Annotated in this window: 21 protein-coding genes; 6 read left to right on the top strand and 15 right to left on the bottom strand. The window is 74.3% G+C overall.

Going from position 1 to position 26,655, the window contains the following annotated elements:
• Window position 1: 1 nt before the first annotated feature.
• The 5 genes from BKA00_RS25805 to BKA00_RS25785 all read right to left on the bottom strand — a co-directional run bounded on the left by BKA00_RS25805 (window position 2) and on the right by BKA00_RS25785 (window position 5,991).
• The gene (locus tag BKA00_RS25805; RefSeq protein ID WP_185029035.1) at window positions 2-907 is read right to left on the bottom strand and encodes a phytoene/squalene synthase family protein; all 906 of its coding nucleotides are present in this window, start codon (window positions 905-907) and stop codon (window positions 2-4) included.
• The gene (locus tag BKA00_RS25800; RefSeq protein ID WP_185029033.1) at window positions 904-2,382 is read right to left on the bottom strand and encodes a phytoene desaturase family protein; all 1,479 of its coding nucleotides are present in this window, start codon (window positions 2,380-2,382) and stop codon (window positions 904-906) included. Before BKA00_RS25800 ends, BKA00_RS25805 begins: the two co-directional genes overlap by 4 nt.
• Window positions 2,383-2,564: 182 nt before the next feature.
• Entirely contained in the window at window positions 2,565-4,070 is a 1,506-nt protein-coding gene (locus tag BKA00_RS25795) for an SDR family oxidoreductase (RefSeq protein WP_185029031.1), read from the bottom strand.
• A 74-nt stretch (window positions 4,071-4,144) separates the two neighbouring features.
• On the bottom strand, window positions 4,145-5,461 hold the full coding sequence (locus BKA00_RS25790; protein ID WP_185029029.1) for a cryptochrome/photolyase family protein: 1,317 nt from the start codon (window positions 5,459-5,461) through the stop codon (window positions 4,145-4,147).
• Window positions 5,461-5,991, bottom strand: coding sequence for a TspO/MBR family protein (locus tag BKA00_RS25785; RefSeq protein WP_185029027.1), 531 nt, complete (start codon window positions 5,989-5,991; stop codon window positions 5,461-5,463). The genes BKA00_RS25790 and BKA00_RS25785 overlap by 1 nt, the downstream gene beginning before the upstream one ends.
• Window positions 5,992-6,241: 250 nt before the next feature.
• Between BKA00_RS25785 and BKA00_RS25780 the strand changes: the two genes are divergently transcribed.
• From BKA00_RS25780 to BKA00_RS25770, 3 genes are all read left to right on the top strand, one after another.
• Entirely contained in the window at window positions 6,242-7,174 is a 933-nt protein-coding gene (locus BKA00_RS25780) for a MerR family transcriptional regulator (RefSeq protein WP_185029026.1), read from the top strand.
• Window positions 7,175-7,288: 114 nt separating this feature from the next.
• A complete protein-coding gene (locus BKA00_RS25775; protein ID WP_185029024.1) occupies window positions 7,289-7,801 on the top strand; it encodes an RNA polymerase sigma factor in 513 nt (170 codons plus the stop codon).
• Complete coding sequence (locus tag BKA00_RS25770) at window positions 7,798-8,772, top strand: YbgA family protein (protein ID WP_230298791.1); 975 nt, start codon at window positions 7,798-7,800, stop codon at window positions 8,770-8,772. The genes BKA00_RS25775 and BKA00_RS25770 overlap by 4 nt, the downstream gene beginning before the upstream one ends.
• Window positions 8,773-8,841: 69 nt before the next feature.
• On the opposite strand, the gene BKA00_RS25765 is transcribed toward BKA00_RS25770, so the two are convergent.
• The 5 genes from BKA00_RS25765 to BKA00_RS25745 all read right to left on the bottom strand — a co-directional run bounded on the left by BKA00_RS25765 (window position 8,842) and on the right by BKA00_RS25745 (window position 17,081).
• Window positions 8,842-10,350 (bottom strand): MDR family MFS transporter, encoded by a 1,509-nt coding sequence (locus BKA00_RS25765; protein ID WP_185029022.1) that lies wholly within the window; start codon window positions 10,348-10,350, stop codon window positions 8,842-8,844.
• 247 nt (window positions 10,351-10,597) lie between these two features.
• The gene (locus BKA00_RS25760; RefSeq protein ID WP_185029020.1) at window positions 10,598-11,869 is read right to left on the bottom strand and encodes a YncE family protein; all 1,272 of its coding nucleotides are present in this window, start codon (window positions 11,867-11,869) and stop codon (window positions 10,598-10,600) included.
• Window positions 11,870-12,177: 308 nt separating this feature from the next.
• Window positions 12,178-12,975 carry a ribosome hibernation promotion factor gene (locus BKA00_RS25755; protein ID WP_185029018.1) on the bottom strand — a complete coding sequence of 266 codons (798 nt, stop codon included), beginning with the start codon at window positions 12,973-12,975 and terminating at the stop codon, window positions 12,178-12,180.
• A 17-nt stretch (window positions 12,976-12,992) separates the two neighbouring features.
• A complete protein-coding gene (locus BKA00_RS25750; RefSeq protein ID WP_185029016.1) occupies window positions 12,993-13,196 on the bottom strand; it encodes a DUF1918 domain-containing protein in 204 nt (67 codons plus the stop codon).
• 276 nt (window positions 13,197-13,472) lie between these two features.
• Window positions 13,473-17,081, bottom strand: coding sequence for a hydantoinase B/oxoprolinase family protein (locus BKA00_RS25745; RefSeq protein WP_185029014.1), 3,609 nt, complete (start codon window positions 17,079-17,081; stop codon window positions 13,473-13,475).
• Window positions 17,082-17,276: 195 nt separating this feature from the next.
• Here BKA00_RS25745 and BKA00_RS25740 point away from each other — a divergent pair, with 195 nt between their 5' ends.
• Window positions 17,277-18,899: a phosphoribosyltransferase family protein gene (locus BKA00_RS25740; protein WP_185029012.1), complete on the top strand. Its 1,623-nt coding sequence runs from the start codon at window positions 17,277-17,279 to the stop codon at window positions 18,897-18,899.
• Between the two features lie 6 nt (window positions 18,900-18,905).
• On the opposite strand, the gene BKA00_RS25735 is transcribed toward BKA00_RS25740, so the two are convergent.
• The 5 genes from BKA00_RS25735 to BKA00_RS25720 form a co-directional block, all read right to left on the bottom strand.
• The gene (locus tag BKA00_RS25735; protein ID WP_185029010.1) at window positions 18,906-19,397 is read right to left on the bottom strand and encodes a DUF2267 domain-containing protein; all 492 of its coding nucleotides are present in this window, start codon (window positions 19,395-19,397) and stop codon (window positions 18,906-18,908) included.
• On the bottom strand, window positions 19,394-19,522 hold the full coding sequence (locus BKA00_RS40035; RefSeq protein WP_268248215.1) for a hypothetical protein: 129 nt from the start codon (window positions 19,520-19,522) through the stop codon (window positions 19,394-19,396). The genes BKA00_RS25735 and BKA00_RS40035 overlap by 4 nt, the downstream gene beginning before the upstream one ends.
• 56 nt (window positions 19,523-19,578) lie before the next feature.
• Window positions 19,579-20,634 (bottom strand): baeRF2 domain-containing protein, encoded by a 1,056-nt coding sequence (locus tag BKA00_RS25730; protein WP_185029008.1) that lies wholly within the window; start codon window positions 20,632-20,634, stop codon window positions 19,579-19,581.
• 248 nt (window positions 20,635-20,882) lie between these two features.
• The gene (locus tag BKA00_RS25725) at window positions 20,883-22,118 is read right to left on the bottom strand and encodes a PucR-like N-terminal domain-containing protein (protein ID WP_185029006.1); all 1,236 of its coding nucleotides are present in this window, start codon (window positions 22,116-22,118) and stop codon (window positions 20,883-20,885) included.
• Window positions 22,119-22,150: 32 nt separating this feature from the next.
• A complete protein-coding gene (locus BKA00_RS25720; protein WP_185029003.1) occupies window positions 22,151-23,377 on the bottom strand; it encodes a PucR family transcriptional regulator in 1,227 nt (408 codons plus the stop codon).
• Between the two features lie 384 nt (window positions 23,378-23,761).
• Here BKA00_RS25720 and BKA00_RS25715 point away from each other — a divergent pair, with 384 nt between their 5' ends.
• Window positions 23,762-24,394: a hypothetical protein gene (locus BKA00_RS25715; RefSeq protein ID WP_185029001.1), complete on the top strand. Its 633-nt coding sequence runs from the start codon at window positions 23,762-23,764 to the stop codon at window positions 24,392-24,394.
• Window positions 24,395-24,743: 349 nt separating this feature from the next.
• On the top strand, window positions 24,744-26,633 hold the full coding sequence (locus tag BKA00_RS25710; protein WP_185028999.1) for a Vgb family protein: 1,890 nt from the start codon (window positions 24,744-24,746) through the stop codon (window positions 26,631-26,633).
• Window positions 26,634-26,655: the final 22 nt, after the last annotated feature.

The raw sequence follows: 26,655 nt of genomic DNA, 5'->3' as shown, positions 1-26,655 counted from the left end.
GTCAGACCGTCCCGGCGGGGACGCGCCGCTCGGCCCGGCCCGCGGCCGACGCCGCCAGCAGGTGCCGCGTGTAGATCACGGCGCGGCGGCGGCGGGGCACCCGGGCCCGTCTGGCCAGGACGTCGTGGCCGCACGCGGCGATCTCGTCCAGGATCCCGCCGTACAGCTCGTGCGCCGCGCGGATGCAGGGGCGCGAGGACGGCACCAGCAGCTTCACCCCCTCCAGGGCGCGGCCGTAGTGCTCCCGCGCGCGGTCCGCCTCGAAGGCCACCAGCTCGCGGATGCCGGGGGTGCACTTCCCGGAGGCGAGGTCCTCCTCGGTGACGCCGAACCTCTTCAGGTCGTTCGTCGGGAGGTACACGCGGCCGCGGTCCAGGTCCTCGGCCACGTCGCGCAGGAAGTTGGTCAGCTGGAACGCCCGGCCGAGCTCCCGGGCGGGCTCGCGCGCGGTCCGCGCGGCGCCGGGCAGGGTCTCCAGGACGGGCAGCATCATCAGGCCGATGGCCGCGGCCGACCCCTCCATGTAGGCCAGCAGGTCGTCGTAGGTGGCGTACCGGGTGACGGTCAGGTCGGCGCGCATCGACTCCAGGAACGCGTCGATGTCCTCGCGCTCGACGCCGAACGACCGCACGGTGTGCACGAACGCGGGCAGCACCGGGTCGCGGACGTGCTCGCCGACCAGCGCCGCGTCGAGCCGCCCCTTCACCTGGTCCAGCGCCGCGGCCCGCCCCTCCGCGCCGGTGGCCCTGTACTCGTCGACGATGTCGTCCACGTGGCGGGCGAACCCGTACAGGGCGTGCACGTGACGGCGTTTCCACGCGGGGAGCAGCAGCGTCGCGAGGTAGAAGGAGCGCCCGTGCCGGGCGTTCAGGCGGCGGCAGTGCTCGTAGCTCACGGTCAGCGTCATCGGGCGCCCTCCAGGATCCGGGCGGCGGCCAGCCGCCCGGAGATCAGCGCGGGCGGGACCCCCACGCCCGGCGCGGTGTACATCCCGGCGAAGTGCAGCCCCGGGACGCGGCGGCTCCGGCCCGACGGGCGGAACCACGCCGTCTGCCGGAAGCGGTGGTCGAGGGCGAAGGGCGTGCCCGCCGTGTGGCCGAGGCGCTCCCACGCCGGTGGGTCGAACGTCTCCCTGGGCGCCGCCGACAGGTCGCCGTACCCGAGGCCGGCGAGGCGGCCCAGCAGACGGTCCTCCAGGTAGGGGGTGAGGCGGTCCCAGTCGGCGCCGCCCGCCAGGTTGGGCGCGGGTTCCAGGACGCTCAGCGTGGAGTGCCCGGCGGGCGCGGCGGTGCCGTCCGATTCGGGATACGTCACGAGAAGGCTCGGGTCGGGCTGGGGACGTCCGGCCGCCAGGGCGGAGAAGACGGTGCCCCATTCGCGGCCGAAGTGCAGGGTGTGGTGGGACTGCTCGGGGAGCCGCCGGTCCAGCCCGAAGTGCATGACCAGGCAGGACGGCGAGTACCGCGGCCTGCGCAGCCGCCAGTCGCCGGCCCCCTCCGGGAGCAGCCCGGCGTGCGCCCGCGGCAGGTCGCAGGCGACGACGACGCCGCTCGCGGGAAGCCGCTCACCGGTGTCCAGCCGGACCGCCGCCACCCCGTCCGTCCCGGTCTCGACGCGTTCGGCGCGCACGCCGTACCTGATCGAGGCGCCGGCCTTCTCCGCGACGGCCGCCAGCGCCCGCGGCACGGCGTGCATGCCGCCCCGGGCCGGGAAGTAGACGCCGCCGACGGTGTCCATGTGCGCGACGACCGCGTAGATCGCCAGCGCCTTGTGCGGGGGCAGCCCCACGTACAGCGCCTGGAAGGTGTGGGCCCGGACGAGCCGCTCGTCCGTGAGGTGAGCGGCCACGAAACGGTCCAGGCGCCGGAACCCGCCCGCCGCCGCCAGCCTCATCAGCGCGTAGGGGCGCGCCATGCCGCGCAGCCGGGTCATGTCCGCGTCGATGAACGACGACCACTCCGCCTCGAACATCTCGCCGAGCCGCCGCCGGAACCGCAGGTACCGCGCCGCCTCGGCCGGGCCGCACAGCGCCCGGACGCCCGCGGCCATCCGCTCGGCGCCGCCCACCACGTCCAGCCGGGACCCGTCGTGGAACGCCAGCCGGTAGAAGGGGTCGAGGCGCCGCAGCGGCAGCACGTCCTCCAGGTCCGCGCCCGCCGCGCCGAAGGTCTCGGCGAGCACGTCCGGCATGGTCAGCACCGAAGGGCCGGTGTCGAACCGGTACTCGCCGGACGGCCCGGCGTCCGCGGTTCCGCAGCAGCCGCCCGGCACGCCGCGGGCCTCGACCAGCACGACCTCGCGGCCCCGCGCCGCCAGGTGGATCGCGGCGGACAGGCCGCCGAGGCCCGCGCCGATCACGACGACGGGGCCCCGCCCTCCCATCAGCCCGCCCTGTGACGGCCGCCGCGCGGGCGCGCCGCACGATGTCGGGTTCGCACTTTCGTCTCCATCGTCGTCCTAGATGACTGCTTCTTCAGGTCTGCACAGTTCTTCGTGACGCGAGGACCGGTCGGTTGCATCACCCGGCGGGCGGCCCGGCTCTCTCCGCGCCAGTGGGCCCGGCCTCAGTGGGCCCGTACGGCCGCGCGCGGCCTCGGCGCCTCGCCCTGCTCGGCGGCGCGGACGATGCCCGAGCACATGCCCCCGAAGATCCGGTCGTGGAACGGGCGGAACGCCCACCAGTACGCGTGCCCGGCGAGGCCCCGGGGATGGAACAGGGCCCGCTGCGTGAGGGACGTCCGCGAGCCCTCGCGGCGCACGACGAACTCCAGCCAGGCCAGCCCCGGCAGGCGCATCTCGGCCCGCAGCCGCAGCAGCCGCCCCGGCTCGATCTCCTCCACGCGCCAGAAGTCCACCGCCTCCCCGATCCGCAGCCGGCGCGGGTCGCGGCGGCCGCGCCGCAGCCCGACCCCGCCGACCAGCCGGTCGAGGACGCCCCGGGCCTGCCAGGCGACGGGGAAGGAGTACCAGCCGCGCTCCCCGCCGATCCCCTCGACCACCTCCCACAGCCGCTCGGGCGGCGCGTCCGTCCGGCGGACCTGCTCGTCGGTGTAAAGGCTGCCGCCCGCCCAGTCCGGGTCGGTCGGCAGCGGGTCGCTGGGCGCGCCGGGCGTGCTCGCCGACGACCAGCGGGTGGCGACGTCCGCCTCCCGGACGCGGCGCAGCGCCAGCTCCACCGAGCGCTCGAACCCCACCGGCCCGCCGGGCGGCGGCGGCACGTACTCGGCGAGGTCGTTCTCCCCGACCACCACCTCGTTGCGCAGCGACTCCACCAGCGGCCGCGCCAGCGCGCCGGGAACGGGCGTGATGCCGCCCACCCACAGGCTCGACAGCCGCGGGCTCAGCACCGGGACCGGCAGGATGATCCGCTGCTTGAGCCCCGCCGCGCGCGCGTAACCGCGGATCATCTCGACGTAGGTGAGCACGTCCGGCCCGCCGATGTCGAACCCCCGGTTCGCGTCCGCGGGCAGGTCCGCGGCCGCCACCAGGTAGTACAGGACGTCCCGGATCGCGATCGGCTGGATGCGGGTGCGCACCCAGCGCGGCGTGACCATCACCGGCAGCCGCTCGGTCAGGTAGCGCAGCATCTCGAACGACGCCGAGCCCGAACCGATGATCACCGCGGCGCGCAGCCACGCGGTCGGCACCCCGCTGTCCAGCAGGATCCGGCCGACCTCGGCGCGGGACCGCAGGTGCGCCGACAGCTCCCCCTCCGGCTCCATCCCGCCGAGGTAGACCAGCCGCCCCACCCCCGCCTCCCGCGCCGCGCCGGAGAACGTGCGCGCCGCCCGGCGGTCGGTCTCGGCGAAGCCGCCGCTGGCGCCGATCGCGTGGATCAGGTAGTAGGCGACGTCCACGCCCTCCAGGGCCCGGCGGGACGACTCGGGATCGGTCGCGTCGGCCTCCACGATCTCCACCCGGCCGGCCCACGGGTGGTCGCGCAGCCGCCGGGCCGAGCGCGCCATGCACCGCACCCGGTAGCCGGCGTCCAGGAGTTCCGGCACGAGGCGGCCTCCGATGTAGCCGCTGGCCCCCGTGACGAGGCAGGTGCGCCCATCGCCGGCATTCATGTGGTCCTCCACGGTCGGTCTTCTCGCTGGTCGGCCATGTCCCCCGCCACCTCGCGCAGCGCCCGTCGGGCTCCCTACCGGTCGTCGGGGTCGATGATCGGCGGCGGATAGTCGAGCGACCGCCTGCGCTCCTCGTCCAGCGTCCAGGGCCGGTGGACGCGCGAACCCTCGACGCCGGCCAGTTCGGGAACGTACCTGCGGACGTAGTCGCCGCGCGGGTCGAAGCGCGACGCCTGCCGGAGCGGGTTCATCACCTGGTCGGGCCGGGTGCTGTTCCCCGTCCCGGCGACCCACTGCCAGTTCCCCGCGTTGTCGGCGACGTCGCCGTCGACGAGCCACTCGTTGAAGTGGCCGAGGCCCCTGCGCCAGTCGACGCCGAGGTCGCGGGTCAGGAACGAGGCGGTGATGAGCCGGGCGCGGTTGTGCATGAACCCTTCGCGGTGGAGCTGGCGCATCCCCGCGTCCACGATCGGGACGCCGGTCGTGCCGTCGCACCAGGCGGTGAAGGCGTCCTCGTCGTCCTTCCACCGCCGGTCGCGCGAACGGTAGTCGCGCCGCGGGAGGTCGGGGAAGGCGGCGGCGACCTGGTGGTGGAAGTCCCGCCACGCCAGCTGGCGCCGGTAGGGGTCCGGCGCCGCCTCCGCCAGTTCCCGGGGCGAGACGCAGCCGAACTTCACGTAGGGGCTGAGCCGGGACGTGCGGTCGGCGGCGAGGTCGTCGCGGACGTCGTCGTAGGCGGCGGCGTCGTCGCGCAGCCACGCCCTCATGCGTTCGCGTCCCGCGCTCTCCCCGCCGGGCGCGAGATCGGGGGACGGGGAGCCGGAGGTCAGGTCGGTGAGCCGCGGCAGCGTGCCCGGCTCCACACCGGACGGCAGCCGGACCTCCGCGGGCGCGTCCGCGGCCGGACGCCACCGGGCCGCCTCCCAGGCCCGCCAGTACGGGGTGAAGACCTTGTAGTGGTCGCCGCTGCCCGGGGTGAGGTCGCCGGGGGTGACCACCGTGATGCCGGGGTGGGCCGATATGTCCAGGTCGAGGCCGTCCGCGCGCACGGCTTCGCGGAGGCGGTCGAGGCGCCGGGCCGCGTACGCCGTCCGCTCGTCGGCGAGCATCAGCGAGCGGGCGCCGGTCTCCCGCGCCAGCCGGACGGCCTCCCCGGCCGGGTCACCGCGCCGCACCACCAGGTCGCCGCCGCGCTCGCTGAGCGACTCGCGCAGGTCGGCAAGGCTGTCGAGGAGGAACCGGACACGGTTGGGCGCGGCGAACGGACCGTCCAGGATCGCGTCGTCGAAGACGAAGAGCGGGACGACCCGTCCGGCTTCGCAGGCCGCGGCCAGCGCGGGGTTGTCGCGCACCCGGAGGTCGCGGGTGAACAGGATCAGCGAGGTGTCCATCACCTCAGTCTTCGGAGCCGCGGGCGCGAACGGTTGCGGTAGGCGATGTCGCCGTTCAGCGCGGTGGCGAACGCGCACCACGCCGCGTAGGGGAGCAGCGCGGCGGCCGCGGCGCGGTCGGCGCGGGCCGTGCGGCGGATCAGTTCGGCGTTGCTGACGTCCAGGAGCAGCGTGCCCGCCACCCCCGCGCCCGGGCTGCGGCGGCCGAAGAACAGGTGGTTCCAGCCGGCGTTCAGCGCCAGGTTGACGCCGAGGCTCGCGGCCAGGGCGCGGCGCCGGCGGCCCCGGGACCTCAGCAGCGCGCGCCCGCCCGCCCAGGCGACGGTCGCGTACAGCGGCGTCCACACGACGCCGAAGGCCCAGGAAGGCGGCTGCCACGGCGGTTTATCCAATGCTCGGTACCAGCGGCTGTCCGGGTCGACCGCCTTGGCCCCGGCCGCGGCGGCCGCCGTCACCGCCGCCGCGGTGGCCCCGTAGACGGCCCACCGGCCGCTCGTCCGGACGCGGTGCTGCTCGCTCGTCGCACTCATGGCCGTGACCCTTCCCGCTCCGGCGGCATCCGCACGTCCGCGTCAGCGCGGGCCCTCGCGGGGCCCTCGCGGGGCCCTCGCGGGGCCCTCGCGGGGCCTTCGCGGGGGTCTCCGCGGAGGTCAGCGCCCCGTGCGATGCAACCGGAGGAACCGGCTCCGGCGAAGACCTGTCAGACCGCGAGACCGGCGGCACCGGCGGATCGGCGACGTCGTACGCTGTGCCGTCGGAGCAGCACAGGAGACCGAACGCATGCGTGGGGAGACCGACCGGGAACCGGGACTGGGCGTGGGCGCGGTGGCGCGGCGCCTGGGCCTCGCGGCCGCCACCCTGCGCACCTGGGACCGCAGGTACGGCATCGGCCCGAGCGGGCGCAGCCCCGGCGGCCACCGCCGCTACACGCCCGCGGACGTGGCGCGGCTCGAATCGATGCAGCGGCTGATCCTCGCGGGCGCCCCGCCGGGCGAGGCCGCGCTCGCCGCCCTGCGCGAGCCGCCCGGCGCGCCGCGCCCGCCGCGCGGGCACGGCGCCGGCGGCAACCGCGTGCCCGTCGGGGAGGCTCCCGCCGGAGCCGACACCGCCGAGGTGCGCGGCCTGGCCCGCGCGGCGATGTCGCTGGACGTCCCCGCCATGAACGACGCCGTCCGGACGGCGATCACGCGGGACGGCGTCGTGCGGGCCTGGGACGGCCTGCTGGTCCCGGTCATGGTCGGCATCGGCCGCAAGCACGCGGCGGGCGGCGACTGCGTCGAGGTGGAGCACCTGCTGTCCACGGTGGTGCTCGGCCGCCTGGCGGAGGTGCCGGCGCCCGCGCGGCCGGTGAACGTCCGGCCCGTCCTGCTCGCCTGCGCCCCGGAGGAGCAGCACAGCCTGCCGCTGTACGCGCTGGCCGCCGCGCTGGCGGAGGGCGGCGTCGCGGCGAGCCTGCTGGGGGCGCGGGTACCCGCGAGCGCCCTCGCCGCCGCGATCCGGCGTACGGGGCCGGGCGCCGTCTTCGTCTGGTCGCAGATCGCCGAGACCGGCGACCCCGGCTGGCTGGCCGATCTCCCGGGCACCCGTCCCGCGGTGCGCCTCATGGCCGGCGGCCCGGGCTGGAGGCGGGACCGGCTGCCGGACGCCGTGCGCCTCGTGACAAGCCTTTCCCAAGCCGTCACCGAGATTTTGGACGGCCCCGCGGCGCCCTGACACGCCGCGAAAGCCGCACCTCCGCGTCACCCGTCGCCGTGTCGGGCTCGACGCCGCCCCCGGAATCGACTATGAACAAGTTTTGAAACGATTCCCTGGGGAAAGGCCCAGCTCATGAACCTGGGAGAGCGGCTCGCACGCGGGGACGAGACCGCGCTGGCCGAGTGCTACACCTCGCTCGGCCCGCTCGTCCGCCGCCACGTCGTCCGGCTCGTGCCCCGGCACGCCGTGGACGACGTCGTCCAGCTGGTCTTTCTGGAGGTGTGGCGGTCGCACCGCCGCTTCGACCCGGCGCGCGCGCTGGAGCCCTGGGTCCTCGCCATCGCCCGCAGGCGCGCCATCGACCAGCTCCGCGCCGAGGCCCGCCACTACCGCCGGACGCTTCCCCTGGAGGACCACGCGGAGCTGCCGGCCGCGCGGACGCCCGACGCGTCCCCGTCCGTGGAGACCGCCTGCGACGTCCGGGACGCCCTCGCGGTCCTGCCGATGCCGCAGCGGCAGGCGATCGTGATGGCCCACTTCGGGCAGCTGACGCAGACGGAGATCGCCGACCGGCTGTCCGTCCCGCTGGGCACCGTCAAGGCGCGCACGGCCCGCGGCCTGCGCCGGATGAGAGAGATCCTGTGACCGCCGCCGGTGCGTACCCGCGCCCCCGCCTGGCGGTGTCGAGCTGCCTGCTGGGCGCCCCGGTCCGCTACAACGGCGGCCACAGCCGCGACCGGTTCCTCACCGACGTCCTGGACCCCCACGTCGAGTGGGTCCCGGTCTGCCCGGAGATGGAGATCGGCCTCGGCGCGCCGCGTCCCACGCTGCGGCTGCTGACCGACGGGCACCTCGTCACCAAGGACGGCTCCGCCGACCACACCGCCGCGATGACCGCGCTCGCCGAGACCCGCGTCCCCCAGCTGGAGGTCCTGGACGGCTACGTGCTCAAGTCGCGCTCGCCCTCCTGCGGGCTGTTCCGCCTGCCGCGCCACGCCTCGGGCCGGCCCGGTGAGCGCACCGACGACCAGCCCGTCGACCGCCAGGGCCGCGGAGTGTTCGCCGACCTCGTCCGCGAGGCGCTCCCGGACCTGCCCGCCGAGGAGGACGGCCGCCTGCGCGACCCCGTCCTGCGCGAGCACTTCATCGAGCGCATCTTCGCGCACGCCCGGCTCCGCGAGCTCTTCGGCGCCGACTGGCGGCCCCGCGACCTCGTCGCCTTCCACAGCCGCCACAAGCTGCAGATCCTCGCCCACGACCCGGCCGCCTACCAGGCGCTCGGACGGATCGTCGCCCAGGCGGGAACCCGTCCGCGGGACGAGCTGGAGGCCGACTACCGGCACGCGTTCAGCGCGGCGTTCGCCGTCCGTCCCAAGCGCGGCCGCCACATGAACGCGCTCCAGCACGTCTTCGGGATGCTCAGCGACCACCTCGACGACACCCGCCGCCACGACCTCCTGGCCGCCATCGAGTCCTACCGCCGGGGACAGGCGCCCCTCAGCGTCCCCATCGCCCTCCTCCGCCACCACGCCATGGGCGAAGACCTCGACTACCTGACCCAGCAGACCTACCTGGACCCCTACCCCGCCGACCTGGTGCTGCGCCACTACCTGTGAACCGCCCTACGCCGAACGGGCCGAGGTGAGAGCAAGGCTCACTCGGCCCGTTCGGCAGGCGCTGCCCGTTCAGAAGGCGGCGGGCTCCAGGACGCGCTCAGGGGCCTCCGGCGCCCCGGACTCGTCGGCGGCCTTCACGCGCCTGGGCAACAGGAACGCGACCGCCACCATCGCCAGGGACAGCGCGGCGCTGACGACGAACGCCAGCCGCATCCCGTCGAGCTGGGCGAGCGCGGCGGCGGCCCCGTCGGCCATCCGGCTCTCGGCGCGCCCGGCCATCACGGTCACCACCAGTGCCGTGCCGAGGGCCGCGGACACCTGCTGGAGGGTGCCCAGCATCGAGCTGCCGTGCGAGTAGAGCGGGGCCGGGAGCGCCCCGAGGCCGAGGGTGAACGCCGGGGTGAACGCCGCCGCCAGCGACACCATGAGCAGCGAGTGCAGGCCGAGCACCTGCCAGTACGGCATCGTCGCCGAGATCTGGGTGAACCCGGCGAGGGCGAGCACGATCCCCACCGCCCCGGGGATGATCAGCATCCGCCCGCCGAAGCGGTCGAAGAGCCGTCCCACCGCCGGGCCGAGCAGCCCCATCGCCAGCCCACCGGGCATCATCAGCAGGCCCGTCTCCAGCGGCGTGAGCCCGCGCAGGTTCTGCAGGTAGATCGGCAGCAGGATCATCGACCCCATCATCGCCATGAACCCGAGGGCCGTCAGCAGCAGGGAGAGGGTGTAGGCGGGGTGCCGCAGGACGCGCAGGTCCAGCAGGGGGACGTCCCGGCGCTGCAACCGGAGCTGCCGGACGGCGAACACCGCGATCGTGACCGCCCCGGCCGCGACGATCGACGCGGGGACCACCGCGCCGCCCTGCCCGAACCTGCTCAGCCCGTACACCAGGGACCCGAACCCGAGGGCGGCGGCCGCGACGCTGAACCAGTCGATGGTGCCGGCCTGCGGCTCCCCGACGTTCTCCAGCCGTGCGAGGCCGCGCCAGGTGATCAGCGCCGCGACCGGCAGCACCGCCGCGAACAGCAGCCGCCACGAGCCGAGCTGCAGGATCAGGCCCGAGACCGCCGGGCCCATCGCCGGCGCGACCGAGATCGCCATGGTCACGTTGCCCATCACGCGGCCGCGGTCCTCCTCGGGCACCACGGTCATCAGCGTCGTCATCAGCAGCGGCATCATCACCGCCGTGCCGGTCGCCTGGACGATCCGCGCGAGCAGCAGCACCTCGAACACCGGCGCGACCGAGGCCAGCGCCGTCCCGGCGAGGAAGACGCCCATCGCGGTGGCGTAGGCGCGGCGGGTGGTGACGCGCTGCAGGAACCACCCCGTCACCGGGATCACCGCGGCCATGGTCAGCATGAACGCGGTCGAGAGCCACTGCGCCGCCTGCTCGGTGACGTCCATGTCCGCCATCAGCCGCGGAATCGCGTTGATCATGACCGTCTCGTTGAGGATCACCACGAAGGTGGCCAGCACCAGCAGCCGGACCACGGCGGGCGTCTCCGAACGGCCGGCCCCGGCTCCCCGGGCCCTGCTCTCCGGCACCCCGCCGGCCGCGTGCTCTCGCGTCGTCGTCATGCCCGGTTAGACCGGCGCCGTCCGAAGAACTCATCGCCCGATTCGAAATCTCTTTCGACCGAGCGGCGGGCGCCCGCCGCGACCGGCGGGAACGTCCGCGACGGCACGGAACCGGATGATCGCGGACGGCGTCCTGCCGGTACGCGGGAACGCTCGGTCATCCTGAAAGGCCACGCCCTCGCGGTCCAGGCCACCTGACGCCCGCTACCGGTCTCTCGTCCCCGCGTCCCGGTGGTCGGAGGCGGGGTCAGCCGGTCGTGCCGGTCCAGGTGGCCGGGACGTGGGCCAGGCGGACGCGCTGCGGGTGGTCGCCGACCGGCACGGAGGTGATCTTCTGGCCGGTGCCGAAGTCGATGGCGGTGACCTGGTCGGCGCCGCTCTCGGAGATGACGCAGGCGCGGCCGTCGCCGCTGACCGTGGCCCAGTAGGGCTTGGACGCGGTGACCAGGGGGCCTTCCTGGAGGGTGGAGCGGTTGACGACGGTGGCGTAGTCGTCCATGGTCCCGGCGACGCAGAGCCTGCTTCCGTCGGGGCTCATCGACAGGCCGTGGTGGCGGGAGTCGTTGACGAACGTGGTGCGGTCGTCGCTGGTGGCCGGGTTCTTGGGCAGGGTCCTCACCCGGGTGATCTTGTCGGTGGCCATGTCGTACTCCACGAGGCCGTTGAAGAACGAGACCTGGAAGTACAGCTTCGACTCGTCCGGGGACAGCACCGCGGGCCGGATCGCGTTCGAGAGGTCCTTGCGGCCGAAGGCGTCCAGGCGCGAGCGCATGTCGATGGTCTTGACGACCTTGTAGGTGGAGGCGTCGGCGACGGTGATGTGCCGGTCGCCCTTGGTCCAGTCCTGGGACGGGTCGTCGAAGTCGGTCTCGACGTTCCCGATGGACATGTTGAGGATGTACCTGCCGTCCCGGGTGAAGATGTTCTCGTGGGGCTTGTCGCCGGTGGCGAACGAGCCGAGCTGCTTGCCGGTGGTGATGTCCAGGACGTGGACGACCTTGCCGAGCGAGGCCGACACCGCGACCTTGGTGCCGTCGGGGGAGAGCGACATGTGGTCGGCGCGGTAGCCCGAGACGGCGAAGCGCCACCTGACCTTCCCGGTGGCCAGGTCGATGGAGACGACGTCGCCGAAGCTGGGCCGCGAGGCGACCAGGGCGGAGCCGTCGGGGGTGGAGTACAGGTCGTCGACGAGCTGGTCGTGGCCCTCGCCGGCGGTGGCCCGGATGCCCAGGAAGACCGCCAGGTTGATCGGGTTGAGGTAGATCGCGGTGAGGCGCTGGCTCTTGTCGGGGACGACGTTGATCCGGCCGATCCCGCCGAAGTCGCCGCTGGACTTGATGACGTCGGCGGTGCCCTCCCAGTTGTTGCCGACGAACATCACCTCGCGCAGGGGGGCGGCGTGCGCGGTGGACGCGGTGACGGCGGGGGCGATGGCGCCGGCGGCCAGGACGGCCGCGGCGGCGATGCTCCGCAGGCGGCGGCGCGGTCTGGGGCGGGCAGGGGTGGTCGCAGCGTGCATGCTTGCTTCTCCCAGAGGGTGGGGGTCGCCCAGAGGGGGCGGGGACGCGGAGCCTTTCCGCGTCCATGCCGGCGCGCACGGCGGCAGGCGGGGGACCCTTCCGCCCGGCAGCGGCGCCGTCTGCGCGGTGATGTGCGGTCGCGGGCATGGCCGGCCCTGGATTCCGCGTGCCTTGTGAGCCGCGAATGAATCCGCCCAAATCCGAACATCGCCGTATTCAGACTTTGGTTACTGGATAGTAAGCAGGGGTGCGGTGCGCCGCAAGACCCGATGAGAAGGGATTTCCCGTCACCTGGTGCAGGTGCGCGCTACGCGGGGACGATCAGCCCGTAGTGCCCGTCGTAGCGGTGGTAGAGGACGTTGCCCCGGCCGGTCTCGGCATCGCGGAAGAACAGCCAGCGCCGGCCGGTCGCCTCCAGATGCTCGATCGCCTCCCCGGTGGTCAGCTCGGGCGCGGGCCGCGGGCTGACCGTCAGCGGGATGGCGCGGGGCGAGCCCGTCCGCTCGCGCGGCGTCGCCTGCGCCAGCCGGTAGCCGTGGTCGGCGGGGTAGATGACGCTGTCCTCACCGCTCTCGATGTCGGTGAACAGCAGGAACCCGTAGTCGAGCACCTCCATGTCGAAGGCCGCCTCGTCGGGCGTCTCGGCGGTCAGCGTGAACGACTTGTGCCGGATCAGCTCCCGCTCCTCCGGGGGGCGGGGGTAGTAGTCCGGGCGGTGCGTCGGCTCGGCGCCGTGCCGCCACTCGTGCGGGCCCGTCGCGGGGCGCGTGGGGTAGGCGCCGCGGCGGGCCTCCCAGTGCCGGGAGATCCGGTCGAGCCGGTTCAGCAGCCGGTCGTGGAGCCGGTCGACGGCCTCGGTCATGGTCGGCGCCGCCACCTGCGCCCGGACGAAGCGGCCGTTGACGTCCAGGTTGACCTGGGCCGTCGCCGGACGCGGCACCGCCGGATCCGGCGACATGACAAGCTTCACGCGCGCGAACAGCACCGGCTCCGGCGCGTGCCGGAACACCGTGCTCACCTTGGAGCGCGCGTAGTCGGCGGCGTCCTCCGGCACCTTCCCCCGGCGCTCCACGGTCACCTCGGGAGCGGTCGTCGCCCCGTCCATGGCGTCCCCCCGTTGTTCTAGTGCCTCGCCCACTCGGCCGGCTGGTGCTCGATGGTGGAGTCCGAGGACGGGAAGAACGTGCTCTCGTGGCCGTCGTCCCACCGCACGAGGTAGGGCGGCGCTCCGTCCCGGCCGTGCACTTCGAGGATCTCTGCCCTGCGGGCCGCCTCGCCCACGTGGTGCCCATGGACGATCAGCCGGTCGCCTTCGCTTGCTCGCATCGTGTCCCCCTCACGTCGCGTCGGTTCCATCGTGCGCGCGGGCGGCGGGACGCCACCAGGGCCAAAGGTCCATATCCGGGCAGGTCGGCCGGTATGTGGTGAGTCCGGCTATGTCGAGCGGCCGGCGACGGGAGGGCGAGTCCGAGGGGGATGTCCGACAGGAGCATGACGCCGGCCCGGATCGGGGCGGGGACGGCCCATCCGGGGCTCGCCGCCACCGGGGCGGCCGCGCCGGGCGTCCGGCCGGCGCCCTGGAGGCCATGAGCCCGGTTCCGCTCACGCGGCGCCGTAGCCGCCGCCGCCGGGCGTCTCGATGACGAAGACGTCCCCGGCGCCGACGGGCAGCGAGTCGCGCCCCCGCATCGGCGCCACGGAGCCGTCGGCGCGCTGGACCCACTGCCGGCCCAGCGCACCGGGCTCGCCGCCCGCCATCCCGTAGGGCGGGACGCGCCGGTGGCTGCACAGCGCGGTCACCGTCATCGGTTCGAGGAAGCGGATGCGCCGCCGCCCGCCGTCGCCGCCGTGCCACCGTCCCGCGCCACCGCTCCCGCGCCGGATCTCGAAGCCCTCCAGCAGGACGGGGTACCGCCACTCCAGCACCTCGGGGTCGGTGAGCCGGGAGTTGGTCATGTGGGTCTGGACGACGTCGGCGCCGTCGAAGCCGTCGCCGGCGCCGGATCCGCTGGCCACCGTCTCGTAGTACTGGTGGCGCTCGTTGCCGAAGGTGACGTTGTTCATCGTGCCGGAGCCCTCGGCCATCACCCCCAGCGCGGCGTACAGGGCGCCGGTCACGGCCTGGGAGGTCTCGACGTTGCCCGCCGCCACGGCCGCCGGGTACTCCGGCGCGAGCATCGAGCCGGGCGGGATCGTGACGTGCAGCGGCGTGAGGCACCCCGCGTTCAGGGGGATCTCCTCGGCCACCAGTGTGCGGAACACGTACAGCACCGCGGCCATCGCCACCGACGACGGCGCGTTGGCGTTGCCCGCCGACTGGGGCGAGGTGCCGGTGAAGTCGATCTCCGCCGTCCGGGCGTCGCGGTCGACCCGGACCGCGACCTCGATCACGGCGCCGTCGTCCAGCTCGTAGCGGCACGAGCCGTCCCGCAGCGCCGTGATCACCTGCCGGACCGCCTCCTCCGCGTTGTCCTGGACGTGGCGCATGTAGGCGTGCACGACGTCCAGGCCGAAGTGGCGGACCATGTCGCGCAGCTCGCGGGCGCCCCTCTCGTTGGCGGCGATCTGGGCGCGCAGGTCGGCGACGTTGCCGAGCGGGTCGCGGGACGGGTGGGGCGCCGAGGTCAGCAGCCCGACCGTCTCGTCCTCCCGCAGCCTGCCGCCCTCGACCAGCAGCCAGTTGTCGATCAGGACGCCCTCCTCCTCCACCCGCGAGCTGAAGGCCGGCATCGATCCCGGCGTGATGCCGCCGATCTCGGCGTGGTGGCCCCGGGACGCGACGAAGAAGGAGATCTCGGCGGCCTCGTCCCCGGCCGCCCCGGGCTCGACGTCGCCGAGGAAGACGGGAGTGACGACGGTGACGTCCGGCAGGTGCGTGCCGCCGTGGTAGGGGTCGTTGAGCGCGTAGACCTCGCCCGGGCGCATGCCGCCGGCGGCGCGGCGGCGCTCGATGAGCTCCCGGATGGACGCCCCCATCGAGCCGAGGTGGACGGGGATGTGCGGCGCGTTGGCGATGAGCCCGCCGCCCGCGTCGAAGATCGCGCAGGAGAAGTCCAGCCGCTCCTTGATGTTGACCGAGTGCGCGGTGGCCCGCAGCCGGACGCCCATCTGCTCCGCGATCGACATGAACAGGTTGTTGAAGATCTCCAGCATGACGGGATCGGCCCCGGTGCCGACGGCGCGCCCGCCGGGCCGGGCCGCCACCCGGTCCAGGAGCAGGTCCCCGAGGTCGTTCACCGCCGCCCGCCAGCCCGGGTCGACGACGGTCGTGGCGTTGGCCTCCACGATGATCGCCGGGCCGGGGACCGCGTCGCCGGGCCGCAGCCGCTCCCGCCGGTACAGGTCGACGTCGCGCCATTCGCCGTCGACGTGCATCGGGACGCGCGCCGCCTCGGCCGGGCCTTCGCCGACCCCGGCGACCGGCGTCTCGGCCGCCCGGTCGCCGCCGCTCACCGCCTCGACCGACACGGCCTCCACGACGATCCGCTTGTCGCGCATGAGGAAGGAGAAGCGGCGCCGGTAGACCTCCTCGAACTCGGCGACCATCGCCTCCACGGCCCCGGCCCGCACCAGCAGGGCGGTGTCGGTGCCCGCGTAGCGCAGGTGGGCGCGGCGCACGACGTGCCCGGCGCCCGTCCCCTCGTCCCGCAGCTCGTCGCGCGCGTCGCGTTCCAGGCTCCCCAGGACCGCGTCCAGCTCGGGCAGCAGGTCCTCGCTCAGCGGCGCCTCCACCGCGCGCTCCCGCATGGCCGTGACGTCTGCCAGGCCCATCCCGTACGCCGACAGCACCCCCGCCAGCGGGTGGACGAGCACCTGCCGCATGCCGAGGGCGTCGGCGACGGCGCAGGCGTGCTGGCCGCCCGCCCCGCCGAAGGTGGCGAGGACGTACCCGGTGACGTCGTAGCCGCGCTGGACGGAGATCTTCTTGATCGCGTTGGCCATGTTCGCGACCGCGATGCGCAGGAACCCGGCGGCGACGTCCTCGGGCGGGCGGCCGTCGCCGATCCCGCCGGCCAGGGCGGCGAAGCGGTCCCGCACGACCGCGGCGTCGAGGGCCTGGTCGCCGTCCGGGCCGAAGACGTGCGGGAAGTGCTCGGGCCGGATCCGTCCCAGCATGACGTTGGCGTCGGTGACGGTGAGCGGGCCGCCGCGCCGGTAGCAGGCGGGCCCGGGGTCGGCGCCGGCGGAGTCGGGGCCCACCCGGTACCGGCCGCCGTCGAAGCGCAGCACCGAGCCGCCGCCGGCCGCGACCGTGTGGATGCTCAGCATCGGCGCCCGCATCCGCACCCCCGCCACCTGCGTCTCGTACTGGCGCTCGAACTCGCCCGCGTAGTGCGAGACGTCGGTGGACGTGCCGCCCATGTCGAAGCCGATGACCCGGTGGAAGCCCGCCGCGGCCGCCGTGCGCGCCATGCCGACGATGCCGCCCGCCGGGCCGGACAGGATCGAGTCCTTCCCGCGGAACCCGTGCGCCTCGGTGAGCCCCCCGCTGGACCGCATGAACATGATCGGCGCACCGTCCAGCTCCGCGGACACCTGGTCGACGTACCGGCGCAGGATGGGCGAGAGGTAGGCGTCGACGACGGTGGTGTCGCCGCGCGAGACCAGCTTCATCAGCGGGCTCGTCGCGTGCGACTCCGAGACCTGGGGGAAGCCGATCCGGCGCGCGATCAGCCCGATGGCGATCTCGTGGACGGGCTGCCGGTAGGCGTGCATCGACACGACCGCCACCGAGCGGAACCCGTCGTCGTAGGCGGCGCGCAGCTCGCGTTCGACCGCGTCCTCGTCCAGCGGGACCAGGATCCGCCCGTGCGCGTCGATCCGCTCCCTCGCCTCGACCACCCGCGTGTGGAGCGGCCCGGGCGGCGTGATCTCCCGGGAGAAGATGTGCGGCCGGTTCTGGTAGGCGATCCGCGGCGCGTCGCGGAAGCCCTCGGTGATGACGAGGACGGTCGGCTCGCCCGTCCGTTCGAGCAGGGCGTTCGTCGCCACCGTCGTGCCGAGCCGCACGCCCGCGATCAGCTCCGCCGGGACGCGGGCGCCGGGCGCGACGCCGAGGAGGTGCCTGATCCCGGCGACGGCGGCGTCCTGGTGGCGGTTCCGGTCCTCGGAGAGGAGCTTGTGGGTGACGAGGGCGCCGTCCGGCCGCCGGCCGACCACGTCGGTGAACGTGCCGCCGCGATCGATCCAGAACTCCCAGCGCGCCGCCATGGCGACCTCCGAAACCGCTTCTACCTGGGCCGTTTCCGTTCGGTGAGGATGGAAACACCCTCGCGGTAGAGGAGGGAGGCGGCCGATGGAGGATCACGAGAGGATGCGCTCCGTCCTGATCGCCTACGACGGGTCGCCCGCCGCCGGCCGCTGCCCGGTGGCGGTGGTGCCCGCGCCCCGACCCGGGAGGTGACGATGCTGGACTTCGAGGACCGCGCCGACGCCGGACGGCGCCTGGGCGAGCGCCTGGGCGAGCTGCCGGGCGGACCGCGCGGCCGCGGCACCGTCGTGCTCGGGCTGCCGCGCGGCGGGGTGCCCGTCGCCTTCGAGGTCGCCCGGGAGCTGCGCGCGCCCCTGGACGTGATCGTGGTCCGCAAGCTCGGCGTGCCGTTCCAGCCCGAGCTGGCCATGGGCGCCATCGGCGAGGGCGGCGTGCTGATCGTCAATGACGAGATCGTCCGGCTCACGGGCCTCGGCGAGGCCGACGTGACCGACGCGCGACGGCGCGAGCAGGCCGAACTGGACGTCCGCGTCGAACGCTTCCGCCGCGGCCGGCCCCGTGCCGAGCTGAGCGGCCGCACGGCCGTCGTCGTCGACGACGGCGTCGCCACCGGCGCCACCGCGCGCGCCGCCTGCCAGGTCGCCCGCGCGCTGGGCGCCCGCCGCGTCGTCCTGGCGGTCCCCGTCGGCTCACCCGACACCCTCGCCGAGCTGCGCCGGGTCGCCGACGACGTGGTGTGCCTGCTGGAACCGGAGCTCTTCCACGCCGTCGGCCAGTGGTACCGCGAGTTCGGCCAGACGTCCGACGGCGAGGTGGTCGAACTCCTGGAGCGCGCCGCGGCACCGCCGCCCAGCGCCCGGCACGACTCCGACCCCGCCGGAACCCCCGAACCTCCCGAAGCCGCGAACCCGGCCGGCGCCGCCCACCCCGGCGGAGCCACCAACCCCGGGGAACCGGCCGGCCCCGGAGGCTCCGCGGATCCCGGCGGCGCCGCCCACCCGGGTGGAGCCACCAACCCGGGCGGAGCCGTCGCCCCCGGCCGGCCTCGCCCGGACGGGGAGACCGCCCCCGGCGGGCCCTCCGACCTTGGTTGGGTCAGCCCGTATGGAGCCACCAACGCTGGCGGAGCCGTCGACCCCGGGGGAGGCACCAACCGCTCTCCTGAGAAGGCGGACGATCCGCCGGTGGTCGACGAGGATGTGTGGATCGACGGCGGGTTCGTGGAGCTCACCGGGCATCTCACCGTCCCCGCGCGGGCGGGCGGGATCGTGGCGTTCGCGCACGGCAGCGGGAGCAGCAGGCACAGCCCGCGGAACAGGCTGGTCGCCTCCGGGCTCAACCGGGCCGGCCTCGGCACGCTGCTGTTCGACCTGCTGACCACCGGGGAGGAGCTCGACCGCGGCAACGTCTTCGACATCGGCATGCTGGCCGACCGGCTCGTCGCCGCCACCGGCTGGCTCCGCGACCGGCCGGAGACCGCCGGCGCCCGCGTCGGCTACTTCGGTGCGAGCACCGGCGCGGCGGCGGCGTTGTGGGCCGCAGCCGCGCCCGGCGCCGACATCGCCGCCGTCGTCTCCCGAGGCGGGCGACCGGACCTGGCCGGACGCCGCCTCGGCGACGTCCGCGCCCCCACGCTGCTGATCGTGGGCGGGGAGGACCGGCAGGTCCTCGCCCTCAACCAGCGGGCGCAGCAGCGCATGCGCTGCCAGAACCAGCTGACGATCGTGCCGGGCGCCACCCACCTGTTCGAGGAGCCGGGCGCCCTGCGGGCCGTGGCCGAGCACGCCACGGACTGGTTCCTCGCCCACATGGGCTGACCGGCCTCACATGACGGCCCGGTGCGCCGAGGGACGGGTCCCGGCGTGGGCCGCGGCGCGCTCCTCCGGCTCGCCGCCCGGCTGGAACAGCTTGCGCAGTTCCTCGGGCAGCTTCCACAGCGCCTGCTCCACGCCCCCCGGAGCCATCTTGGACGACACGACCTCGGTGACGATCGCCGCCGTCTTGGGCACGTCGTCGCGTCCGATGCGCGCCTGCTCGGCGTAGTGGACGGTGACCTCGTGCAGGTCGTACTTGCGGGGCACGTGACCTGGGCTCCACCCGTCGTAGTACACCCCGCGCAGCAGTTCGGGCAGTTGGGCGGCCAGGCGCGCGGCCGACTCGACCGTCAGCCGGTCGCGCAGCGTGTGCATCCAGGCCCGGAGCGCCCGGTAGGCGAACCGGCGGTCCTCGGTCCCGAACGCTTCGGCGACATCGGCGATCCACCGGTTGGTGGTGTCGATGCTCCGATCCAGTCCCTGTATCCCTGTGAACGTCATCGCAACGGCTCCAGAGCGGTCTCGGCGAACACGGACCATTCCAGCGTGCCGCCGCCCGAGCACGCGGCGGCAGGGACGAAGGTCCCCAGGTAGGAGGCCGCCCCCACCTCGTCGTTGACGCGCATGGCACCCGTCCCCTCACGTTTCCGCCCGGCCGGCGAGGCCTCAGAGCCCCGGCGCCTCAGGCATAGCGGCACAGGGCTCCGATGCCCTGCGCGGGAAGGTCCGGCGTCCCGGGGTCCAGGACGCGCACCTCGGCCCCGGTGAGCACCGCGGCGCGGACGGCGACGTCCACGAGGCGCCCGTGCCGCACCGGGTCCGCGCCCGACTCGTCGAGGGACCCCCGCCGGTCGGAGACCTGCGCCGGCGAGGGGCCGAACCAGGCCGTCCGCCGGTCGGCGGGGTCGTCGGCCACCAGCAGCGTGCCGACCCGGCCGCGGGCCAGCGCCCGGAGGGTGGCGGCCGCGCCCTCCACCGCGAGTCCGGACGGGCCGCGCCCCTCGTCCAGCCGCTTGAGCAGCCCGCGGGTCTCCTCGCCGGCCCACCGGCTCACCTGCTCCCTGACCTGCGTCTGGCGGCGCCGCCGCGCGCCGTCCCGGTTCCGCCCTCCGGAGACGTGGCCGACGGTCACCTCATGGCGGACGCCCTCGGGGAGGTGCTTGGTGAGGTACTGCATGGCGCGCACGTCGCCGCCGAGCAGCAGCATGTGGGCCCCGGTCGCGGCGAGGTCGTCGGCGAGGGCGTGCGCCACCCTGGTCGCGTTGTGCTCCCAGGAGTCCTCGGCGCGGTGCTGGTGGCGCGACTGGGACCAGCCGCCCGGCGCGTTGCGCACGATCTCGTCGTCGGGGCCGTCGATCGTCCTCGTGTTCGCGGTCCTCGTCCCGCCCCGGCACGTCTCGATGTCGGCGCCCTTGCGGTCGACGAGGGTGAGCACGTACGGCGGACGCTCCTGGAGCCACGCCAGCAGCGGCAGGAGGCGCGGCACGGCACCGCGCACGGCGAGATCGGGCTGCCGCGCGTCCGGCATCTCGACCGCCGCGGGCTCCGGGTCGCCGTCGAGCGCGAACGCGGCGAGCGTTCCGGACCCCGGCTCCGCCCTGGCGACCAGCCGGTCCAGCGCTTCCACGACGGCGTCGCCGGCTCCCTGCGCGCGGAGCCGCCTGGCCATGCGGTCCCAGCGCAGGGCGGCGTCCTCCTCCCCGGGAGGCGCGGTCAGGTTGAAGTAGACCGATGTCACCGGCCCTCCGGAGCAGAGCCGGCGCAGGGTCTCGGTAGCGAGAATCTCGTCCGGTTTCATGCAAACAGCCTGTACAGCGGGCATGCGTCCGATTAGGGGCGAAGGTCCGCAGGTGGCCGGACCTTCGTGAGTCCGCCCCCGGCGGGCATGCACTGGGCTGATGTCCCGGCCGCCCGGCTGGCGAAAGGCAGCCCGCGGTCAATCGTTGATCGAGTCGCGGCGCGCGAGGGCGGCGGCCGGGCCGGGGGTCAGGTCCCCGTGTCGGGTGCGCAGGGCGCCGGAGGGGCATCGGGGAGCCGGGCGCGGAGCCCGCGGGTGCGCAGCGCGGCCTCGATGGCGAACCGGGTGCCGGGGTCGGCGAGCTCGTCGCCGAGGAGGTGTTCGAGGACGCGCACCCGGTACCGGACGGTCTGCACGTGGACGCCGAGCTCCTCGCTGATCCGCGTGGCGGGCGCGCGGGTGCGCAGCCAGACGGCGAGCGTGTCGACCAGCGGCAGCCTGCGCCGCTCGCTGAGCGGGGCGAGGGGCGCCAGGCCGCGGCGCGCGATCTGGTCCATCAGCGCGCCGTCGGCCAGCAGCCACAGGCTCATCAGATGGTCCTCGCACAGGGTGAGCGTGCCGTCGTGCAGGACGTCCCTCAGGTCGAGCAGGCGCCTGGCCCAGCGGAGCGAGTCGGCGGCGCGGGCGAGCGGGACGGTGAGGCCCACGGCGGCGCGCTCCCCGGCCAGGGCCGCTTCGAGCATCGCCCGCCGGTCGCCGGTGAGCGGCCCGGGGACGAGGAGGTAGGGCGCCGGGTCCTCCGGGTCGAGCAGGACGTCGGCGTCCAGTAAGGGGCAGACGGGCAGCGTCCCCGAGGGCAGGGCGACGAGCGTGACCTCGTCCGGGAGCGGCCAGTCGGCTGCAGGGTCCGGCTCGACCGGCGCCGCGGAGCCGGCGAGCGCGCGCAGAAGGGCCAGCCGGGCGGCGGCGCGCCCCTCGCACGCTTCCGCCTTGGCCCTCTCGTAGCCCTCCCTGGACAGGGCCGCCGCGTCGTCCATGTAGGCGATCACGGCCTCGGCCAGGGCGGAGACCGCCAGGACGGACGCGACCCGGTCGTCCAGCATCGCCCGGATCCGGGACCACGCGACCTGCGTCGCGGCCCGGTAGGCCGACTGGAGCACCGTGAGCGGGCGCCCCTCCATCGCCTCGAACGCGCCCATCTTGCGGCACAGCTCGTCGCGGCGGTCGAGCGGCTGCGCGGGGTCGGCCAGCCAGTCCAGGAAGCCGAGCACGTTGCGTTCGACGGCCATGCGGATGACGCGGTTGTAAGCGCTTCCGGGAGGCCGTGCGTAGGCGGGGATCGCGGCGCGGATCCTCTCCGCGATCTCGTCGACCAGGCCCGGCACGACGGCCGTCCGGACGTCCGGCGACAGCGCCTCGACGAGCTCGCGCAGCTCGGCGGACTCCGGCGGCGTCATGCCGCCCGGGGAGAACGGCCTCGGCATCGCACACGCTCCGTGGGGTGGGTGACGGGGTGTCAGGAGGCGGGCCGTCCCGGCGGCGTCCGCCTGCGGGCCTTCAGGACCGCCTCCAGGACGAAGCGGGTCTCGGGGTCGTCCAGCCGGCCGCCGACCTCCTTCCTGATCTGCCGGAGCCGGTACCGGACGGTCTGGGGGTGCAGGTGCAGCCGGCGCCCGACGTCCGCCGCCGTGCTCCACTGCTCCAGCCACACCAGCAGCGTCTCGGTGAGCGCGCGCCGCTTGCCGTCGGGGAGGCCGGCCAGGCCGCCGAGGCGGCGCCGCGCGATCTCCTCCACCAGGGGCGGGTCGCAGGTCAGCCACAGGTCCAGCAGGTGGTCCTCGGCGCGGATCAGCGGCGCGGGGACGATCACGCCGTCCTCGGCGAGGGCGAGCACGCCGCGCGCCCAGCGCAGCGCGTCGGGGATCTCGCCGAGCGGCACGGTCAGGCCGACCACGACGGGCCCGCGGTCGAGCGCCGCGCCGAGCAGCGCGCGGCGGGCCTCGTCCACCCCGCCGGGCACCAGCAGCCAGGGCGCGGTCCCGCCGAGGGCCGCCAGGACGTCGCTGCGCGCGGCGGCGGGCCGCCACCGCGTGCCGCGGCGGACCGCGACCGGCGTCGCGGTCTCCGGCACGTTCCAGCCGAGTCTCCCGGCGAGGTGGTCGACCGTCTCGCGAGAGGCGACCGGACGCGTGGAAAGGCTTCGCATCAGCAGCCTGCGCGAATGGACGAGGTCGACCGGCGCATTCCGCCCCTGGTCCAGATATGCCTCCACTATCGGGTCGATTATCTGGTCCATGAAGGCCATTTGGAATTCCGCGACGCGGGCCAGGTCGGCGCCCGAGACCTTGTTGCGGACGCACACCTCGGTGATGCGGTGCCAGGAGGTGTCGAAGGCGATGTGGATCGCGGCGTGCAGGGACTCCAGGCTCCGGTTGCCGGTGACCTCCTTGCGGCCGAAGGAGTGCAGCAGTTCCAGGAGCCCGTCCAGCGGCTCGGCGGGGTCGGCGAAGCGCGCCACGTAGCTGCGCATGGCCTCCCGCACGACCCGTTCCGGGCTGGGCGGGCCGCCGTCGGCGACCGCGAAGTCGGGGACGGTGGCGCGGACGGCCGTGTAGATCTCCTCGGCCAGTCCGGGGAGCCCCGACCGCAGGACCTCCACGAGTTCGGGCGGCGCCGGCTCGGGTCGGGCGATCGCGCCGTCCCCTCCGCGCGCCGGAACGGACTGCCCCACCGGAAGCGACATGCCGTTCAAAATACCCATGGGATTCCTGGTCGGAAAGGTCCCGGAACGGCGGCGTGGAAAAGCAATAGGGTCGCAGGAAGGCTCTCGCTGCGGTGAGCCGACGGCGCCGCCGGTATCGGCGATCCTCAATGGCGCATTCCGGTCTGACCGCTTCAACGCCCCCGGCGTCTCCTCATCGGCGCACAAACTCGGCGAAGCGATTTACTCATCCGTTGACAGACCTTGCCGGAATCGGCGTCGGCTCCGCGTCCGAACCTTGTCCGCCGTGAAAATCTCCGCTTACCGTACCGGCTAGTAGGTGAATGGTGAGCTCACACCCACCCACGCAGGAAGGCCCGTGCCCGTCCCCAGGCACCCGGTCCACCCCCAGGAAAGGTCATTCCCGTGCGCAAGATCACCTCTGCGGCCCTCGCCGCCACGAGCGCCTCCGCGCTCGCCCTGTTCCTCGCCGCCCCGGCCCACGCGGCCAACCTCACCGCGACCGTGACGAACGGCGGCTCGGTGACCGCCACGAACTCCGGCAACCTCGTCATCACCGACACCAGCACCGGCATCTCGGTGACCTGCACCGCGTCCACCGGCTCCGGCAGCATCCCGAACGGGACCAAGAGCGGCGCCTCGCCGCTCCAGGTCGGAACGATCAGCGCGATCTCGTTCACCAACTGCAACGGCGGCGGGTTCTCGTTCACGGTGACGCCGAAGGCCCTTCCCTGGAAGGTGAACGTCACGGGGGCCACCTCGACGGGGGGCGTCACCCCGGGCAGCCTGAGCGGCATCTCCGCGCACGCCTCGGCGGCCGGAGGCCTCTGCCAGCTGGACATCGCCGGCACGGCGGCCGGCACCTACACCAACGGCACCGGCAAGCTGACGGCCACCGGCAGCGGGCTCACGGTCAGCAACGTCACCGCGGGCTGCCTCGGCATCGCGCACAACGGGGACTCCGCCTCGCTGAACGGCGCCTACATCGTCAAGAACAGCAGCCTGACCTTCCCGCAGATCAACGTCACCTCGCCGTGACCCCCTGATATCCGCGCACACGACCGCGGAGGCCGCCCACCCCCGGCCCTCCGCACCGCCTAGGCGAGCCGGAAACGCCGACGCGTTTCCGGCTCGCCGCCTGTCCGGGGGACGTCTCCGGGCGCGGACGTGGTCCGCGCCCGGAGATGCGTCCCGGAACGTTCCCGTGTACCGGTTGGCCGGTAGCGGCCCGTTCTGACGATCTTGCTTGACTCTGGACACTCCAGCGTTTCTATTGGCCCCCGTGGTCCTTCACGATCATCGTGGTCCCGCGCGGCCACCGTGGTCCCTCGCGACCACCGCTACTCCTGTCGGCTTTCGGGGATGAGGAACCATAGGAGGCGATGGCATGCGCCATCGACGTACACGGGTGGGATCACTCGCCCTCGCCGCGGTGCTGGGTCTCAGCCCGCTCGCGGCGGTGCCGCCGGCGTCGGCCGACGGCCAGGTGACCGAGGTGGCGCTGCCGGTGCCCGACGTCGCGCCGGTCGGGCTCGCCGCCGGGCCGTCCGGCACCCTCTGGTACGCCGCGAACGCCGGTGGGATCGGCCGCGTCGGCGCCGACGGCAAGGTCACCGAGTTCAAGATCGGTGAGAACTCGCAGGGCCAGGTCGGCGTCCCGGACGCGATGACGGCCGCGAGCGACGGCGCGCTCTGGTTCACCGACATGTCCTACAGCGTCCCGCGAGTGGGCCGGGTGAACCCGGCCAACGGCGCCGCGACGCTGTTCGAGCTGCCGGTGACGGGTGCGGTGAACTTCGCCAACGCCCAGGTCAACGGCATCGCACCGGGGCCGGACGGATCGGTGTGGATCACCGGCGGGTACGCCGGCACGATCGGCCGGGTCGACCCGGCCGGGAACGTCACGGCGTACGCGACGGGCCTGTCCCCGTACGCGGTCACCGTGGGCCCGGACCAGGCGGTGTGGTTCACCGACACCAGCGGACGGATCGGCCGACTCGACCCCGCCACCGGCCAGGTCACCTCCTACGACACGCCGTTCACCTTCCAGGGCTACCCGGGCATGGGCGACATCACGTCAGGCCCGGACGGCAAGGTCTGGTTCACCCAGCCCGGCGTCAGCCGGATCGGCAGCATCGACCCGGCCACCGGCGAGGTCGCCGAGTACGCCACGCCGCGCCCCGACTCCGACCCGACCGGCATCGTCGCGCGGGACGGCAGGCTGTGGTTCACCGAGGCCGCCGCCAGCAACATCGGCAGCCTCGACCCCTCCACCGGCGAGATCGCCGAGTACCCGCTGCCGGCGACCCTCTCGGCGCCGACCCGCATCGTCAACGGCCCCGGCGGGCACCTGTGGTTCACCGAGCCGGGCCGCGGCCTGATCGGGCACTTCGACCCGGCCTCCCCGCCGTCCGGCACGTCCCACCCGGCGGTGCCGGCCGGGGCCCCGGGCAGCAGCCCGACGCCCGCCGCGCGCTTCCAGAACCAGTGCGCGGTGGAGTCCCTCTGCCAGTCGCAGGTCACCACCGGCGGCGACGTCAAGATCGGCACCTTCCGGCAGAGCCTGCCGAGCGGTGCCATCCGCATCACCGGCTCCCTGGGGGCGCCCGACGAGACCGGCGACTTCGTCCTCGACCCGCCCGTGGTCGGCCAGCAGCTCATCTCCAAGCAGGTGGAGGTGCCCGGCGGCCTCATCGGGCAGTTCCCGCTGATCGGCCCGATCCTCGGCAAGTCGCCCGCCGCGATGTGGGACGTCAACCGCCTCACGATCAGCCAGACGCTGGCCGGCAAGGTGCACGCCTACCTCACCGACACCGGGCTCGGCGTGCGGGTGCCGCTCAACGTGCACCTCAACAACCAGCTGCTCGGCACGACCTGCGTCATCGGCCCGATCAACGCGAGCCTGCCGACCGACTTCCTGGCCGGCTCCCCGAACGGCGACCCCCACCTCGGCTTCGTCCCGGCGGCGGTCTCCCTGGAGGCGCCGATCGAGGTCCCCGCCGCCAGGGGCTGCGGCCCGTTCGGCATGCTCGACGGCGTCATCAACCAGCTCATGGGCCTGCCGTCGCCCGCCTCGCAGAACTCGATGAAGCTGACCGGCGTCCTCAACCTGGGCAACGGGATCAACGCGGGCAACACCCCGCAGAGCCTCGCGTCCGGCCCGGTCGCCGCCAAGCTCAGGCAGATCATCAAGTCCGGCAAGACCCCGCGCAAGACGGCCAAGGCCCCCACCCCGGCCCCGAAGAAGGCCACCTACAAGGTCAAGGCCCGCCGCTAGAACCGGAGCACCGGCCAGAGGC

Source organism: Actinomadura coerulea (assembly GCF_014208105.1).
In the GTDB taxonomy this organism is placed as follows: domain Bacteria; phylum Actinomycetota; class Actinomycetes; order Streptosporangiales; family Streptosporangiaceae; genus Spirillospora; species Spirillospora coerulea.
Note: the sequence above shows the minus strand (reverse complement) of the source record. Positions and strands in the feature narration are given on the sequence as shown.

Excerpts from the sequence above, each read along its gene's own strand:
- BKA00_RS25805 (WP_185029035.1), bottom strand. The coding sequence starts at position 907 with ATGACGCTGACCGTGAGCTACGAGCACTGCCGCCGCCTGAACGCCCGG.
- BKA00_RS25800 (WP_185029033.1), bottom strand. The coding sequence starts at position 2,382 with ATGGGAGGGCGGGGCCCCGTCGTCGTGATCGGCGCGGGCCTCGGCGGC.
- BKA00_RS25795 (WP_185029031.1), bottom strand. The coding sequence starts at position 4,070 with ATGAATGCCGGCGATGGGCGCACCTGCCTCGTCACGGGGGCCAGCGGC.
- BKA00_RS25790 (WP_185029029.1), bottom strand. The coding sequence starts at position 5,461 with ATGGACACCTCGCTGATCCTGTTCACCCGCGACCTCCGGGTGCGCGAC.
- BKA00_RS25785 (WP_185029027.1), bottom strand. The coding sequence starts at position 5,991 with ATGAGTGCGACGAGCGAGCAGCACCGCGTCCGGACGAGCGGCCGGTGG.
- BKA00_RS25780 (WP_185029026.1), top strand. The coding sequence starts at position 6,242 with ATGCGTGGGGAGACCGACCGGGAACCGGGACTGGGCGTGGGCGCGGTG.
- BKA00_RS25775 (WP_185029024.1), top strand. The coding sequence starts at position 7,289 with ATGAACCTGGGAGAGCGGCTCGCACGCGGGGACGAGACCGCGCTGGCC.
- BKA00_RS25765 (WP_185029022.1), bottom strand. The coding sequence starts at position 10,350 with ATGACGACGACGCGAGAGCACGCGGCCGGCGGGGTGCCGGAGAGCAGG.
- BKA00_RS25760 (WP_185029020.1), bottom strand. The coding sequence starts at position 11,869 with ATGCACGCTGCGACCACCCCTGCCCGCCCCAGACCGCGCCGCCGCCTG.
- BKA00_RS25755 (WP_185029018.1), bottom strand. The coding sequence starts at position 12,975 with ATGGACGGGGCGACGACCGCTCCCGAGGTGACCGTGGAGCGCCGGGGG.
- BKA00_RS25750 (WP_185029016.1), bottom strand. The coding sequence starts at position 13,196 with ATGCGAGCAAGCGAAGGCGACCGGCTGATCGTCCATGGGCACCACGTG.
- BKA00_RS25745 (WP_185029014.1), bottom strand. The coding sequence starts at position 17,081 with ATGGCGGCGCGCTGGGAGTTCTGGATCGATCGCGGCGGCACGTTCACC.
- BKA00_RS25740 (WP_185029012.1), top strand. The coding sequence starts at position 17,277 with ATGCTGGACTTCGAGGACCGCGCCGACGCCGGACGGCGCCTGGGCGAG.
- BKA00_RS25735 (WP_185029010.1), bottom strand. The coding sequence starts at position 19,397 with ATGACGTTCACAGGGATACAGGGACTGGATCGGAGCATCGACACCACC.
- BKA00_RS40035 (WP_268248215.1), bottom strand. The coding sequence starts at position 19,522 with ATGCGCGTCAACGACGAGGTGGGGGCGGCCTCCTACCTGGGGACCTTC.
- BKA00_RS25725 (WP_185029006.1), bottom strand. The coding sequence starts at position 22,118 with ATGCCGAGGCCGTTCTCCCCGGGCGGCATGACGCCGCCGGAGTCCGCC.
- BKA00_RS25720 (WP_185029003.1), bottom strand. The coding sequence starts at position 23,377 with ATGTCGCTTCCGGTGGGGCAGTCCGTTCCGGCGCGCGGAGGGGACGGC.
- BKA00_RS25710 (WP_185028999.1), top strand. The coding sequence starts at position 24,744 with ATGCGCCATCGACGTACACGGGTGGGATCACTCGCCCTCGCCGCGGTG.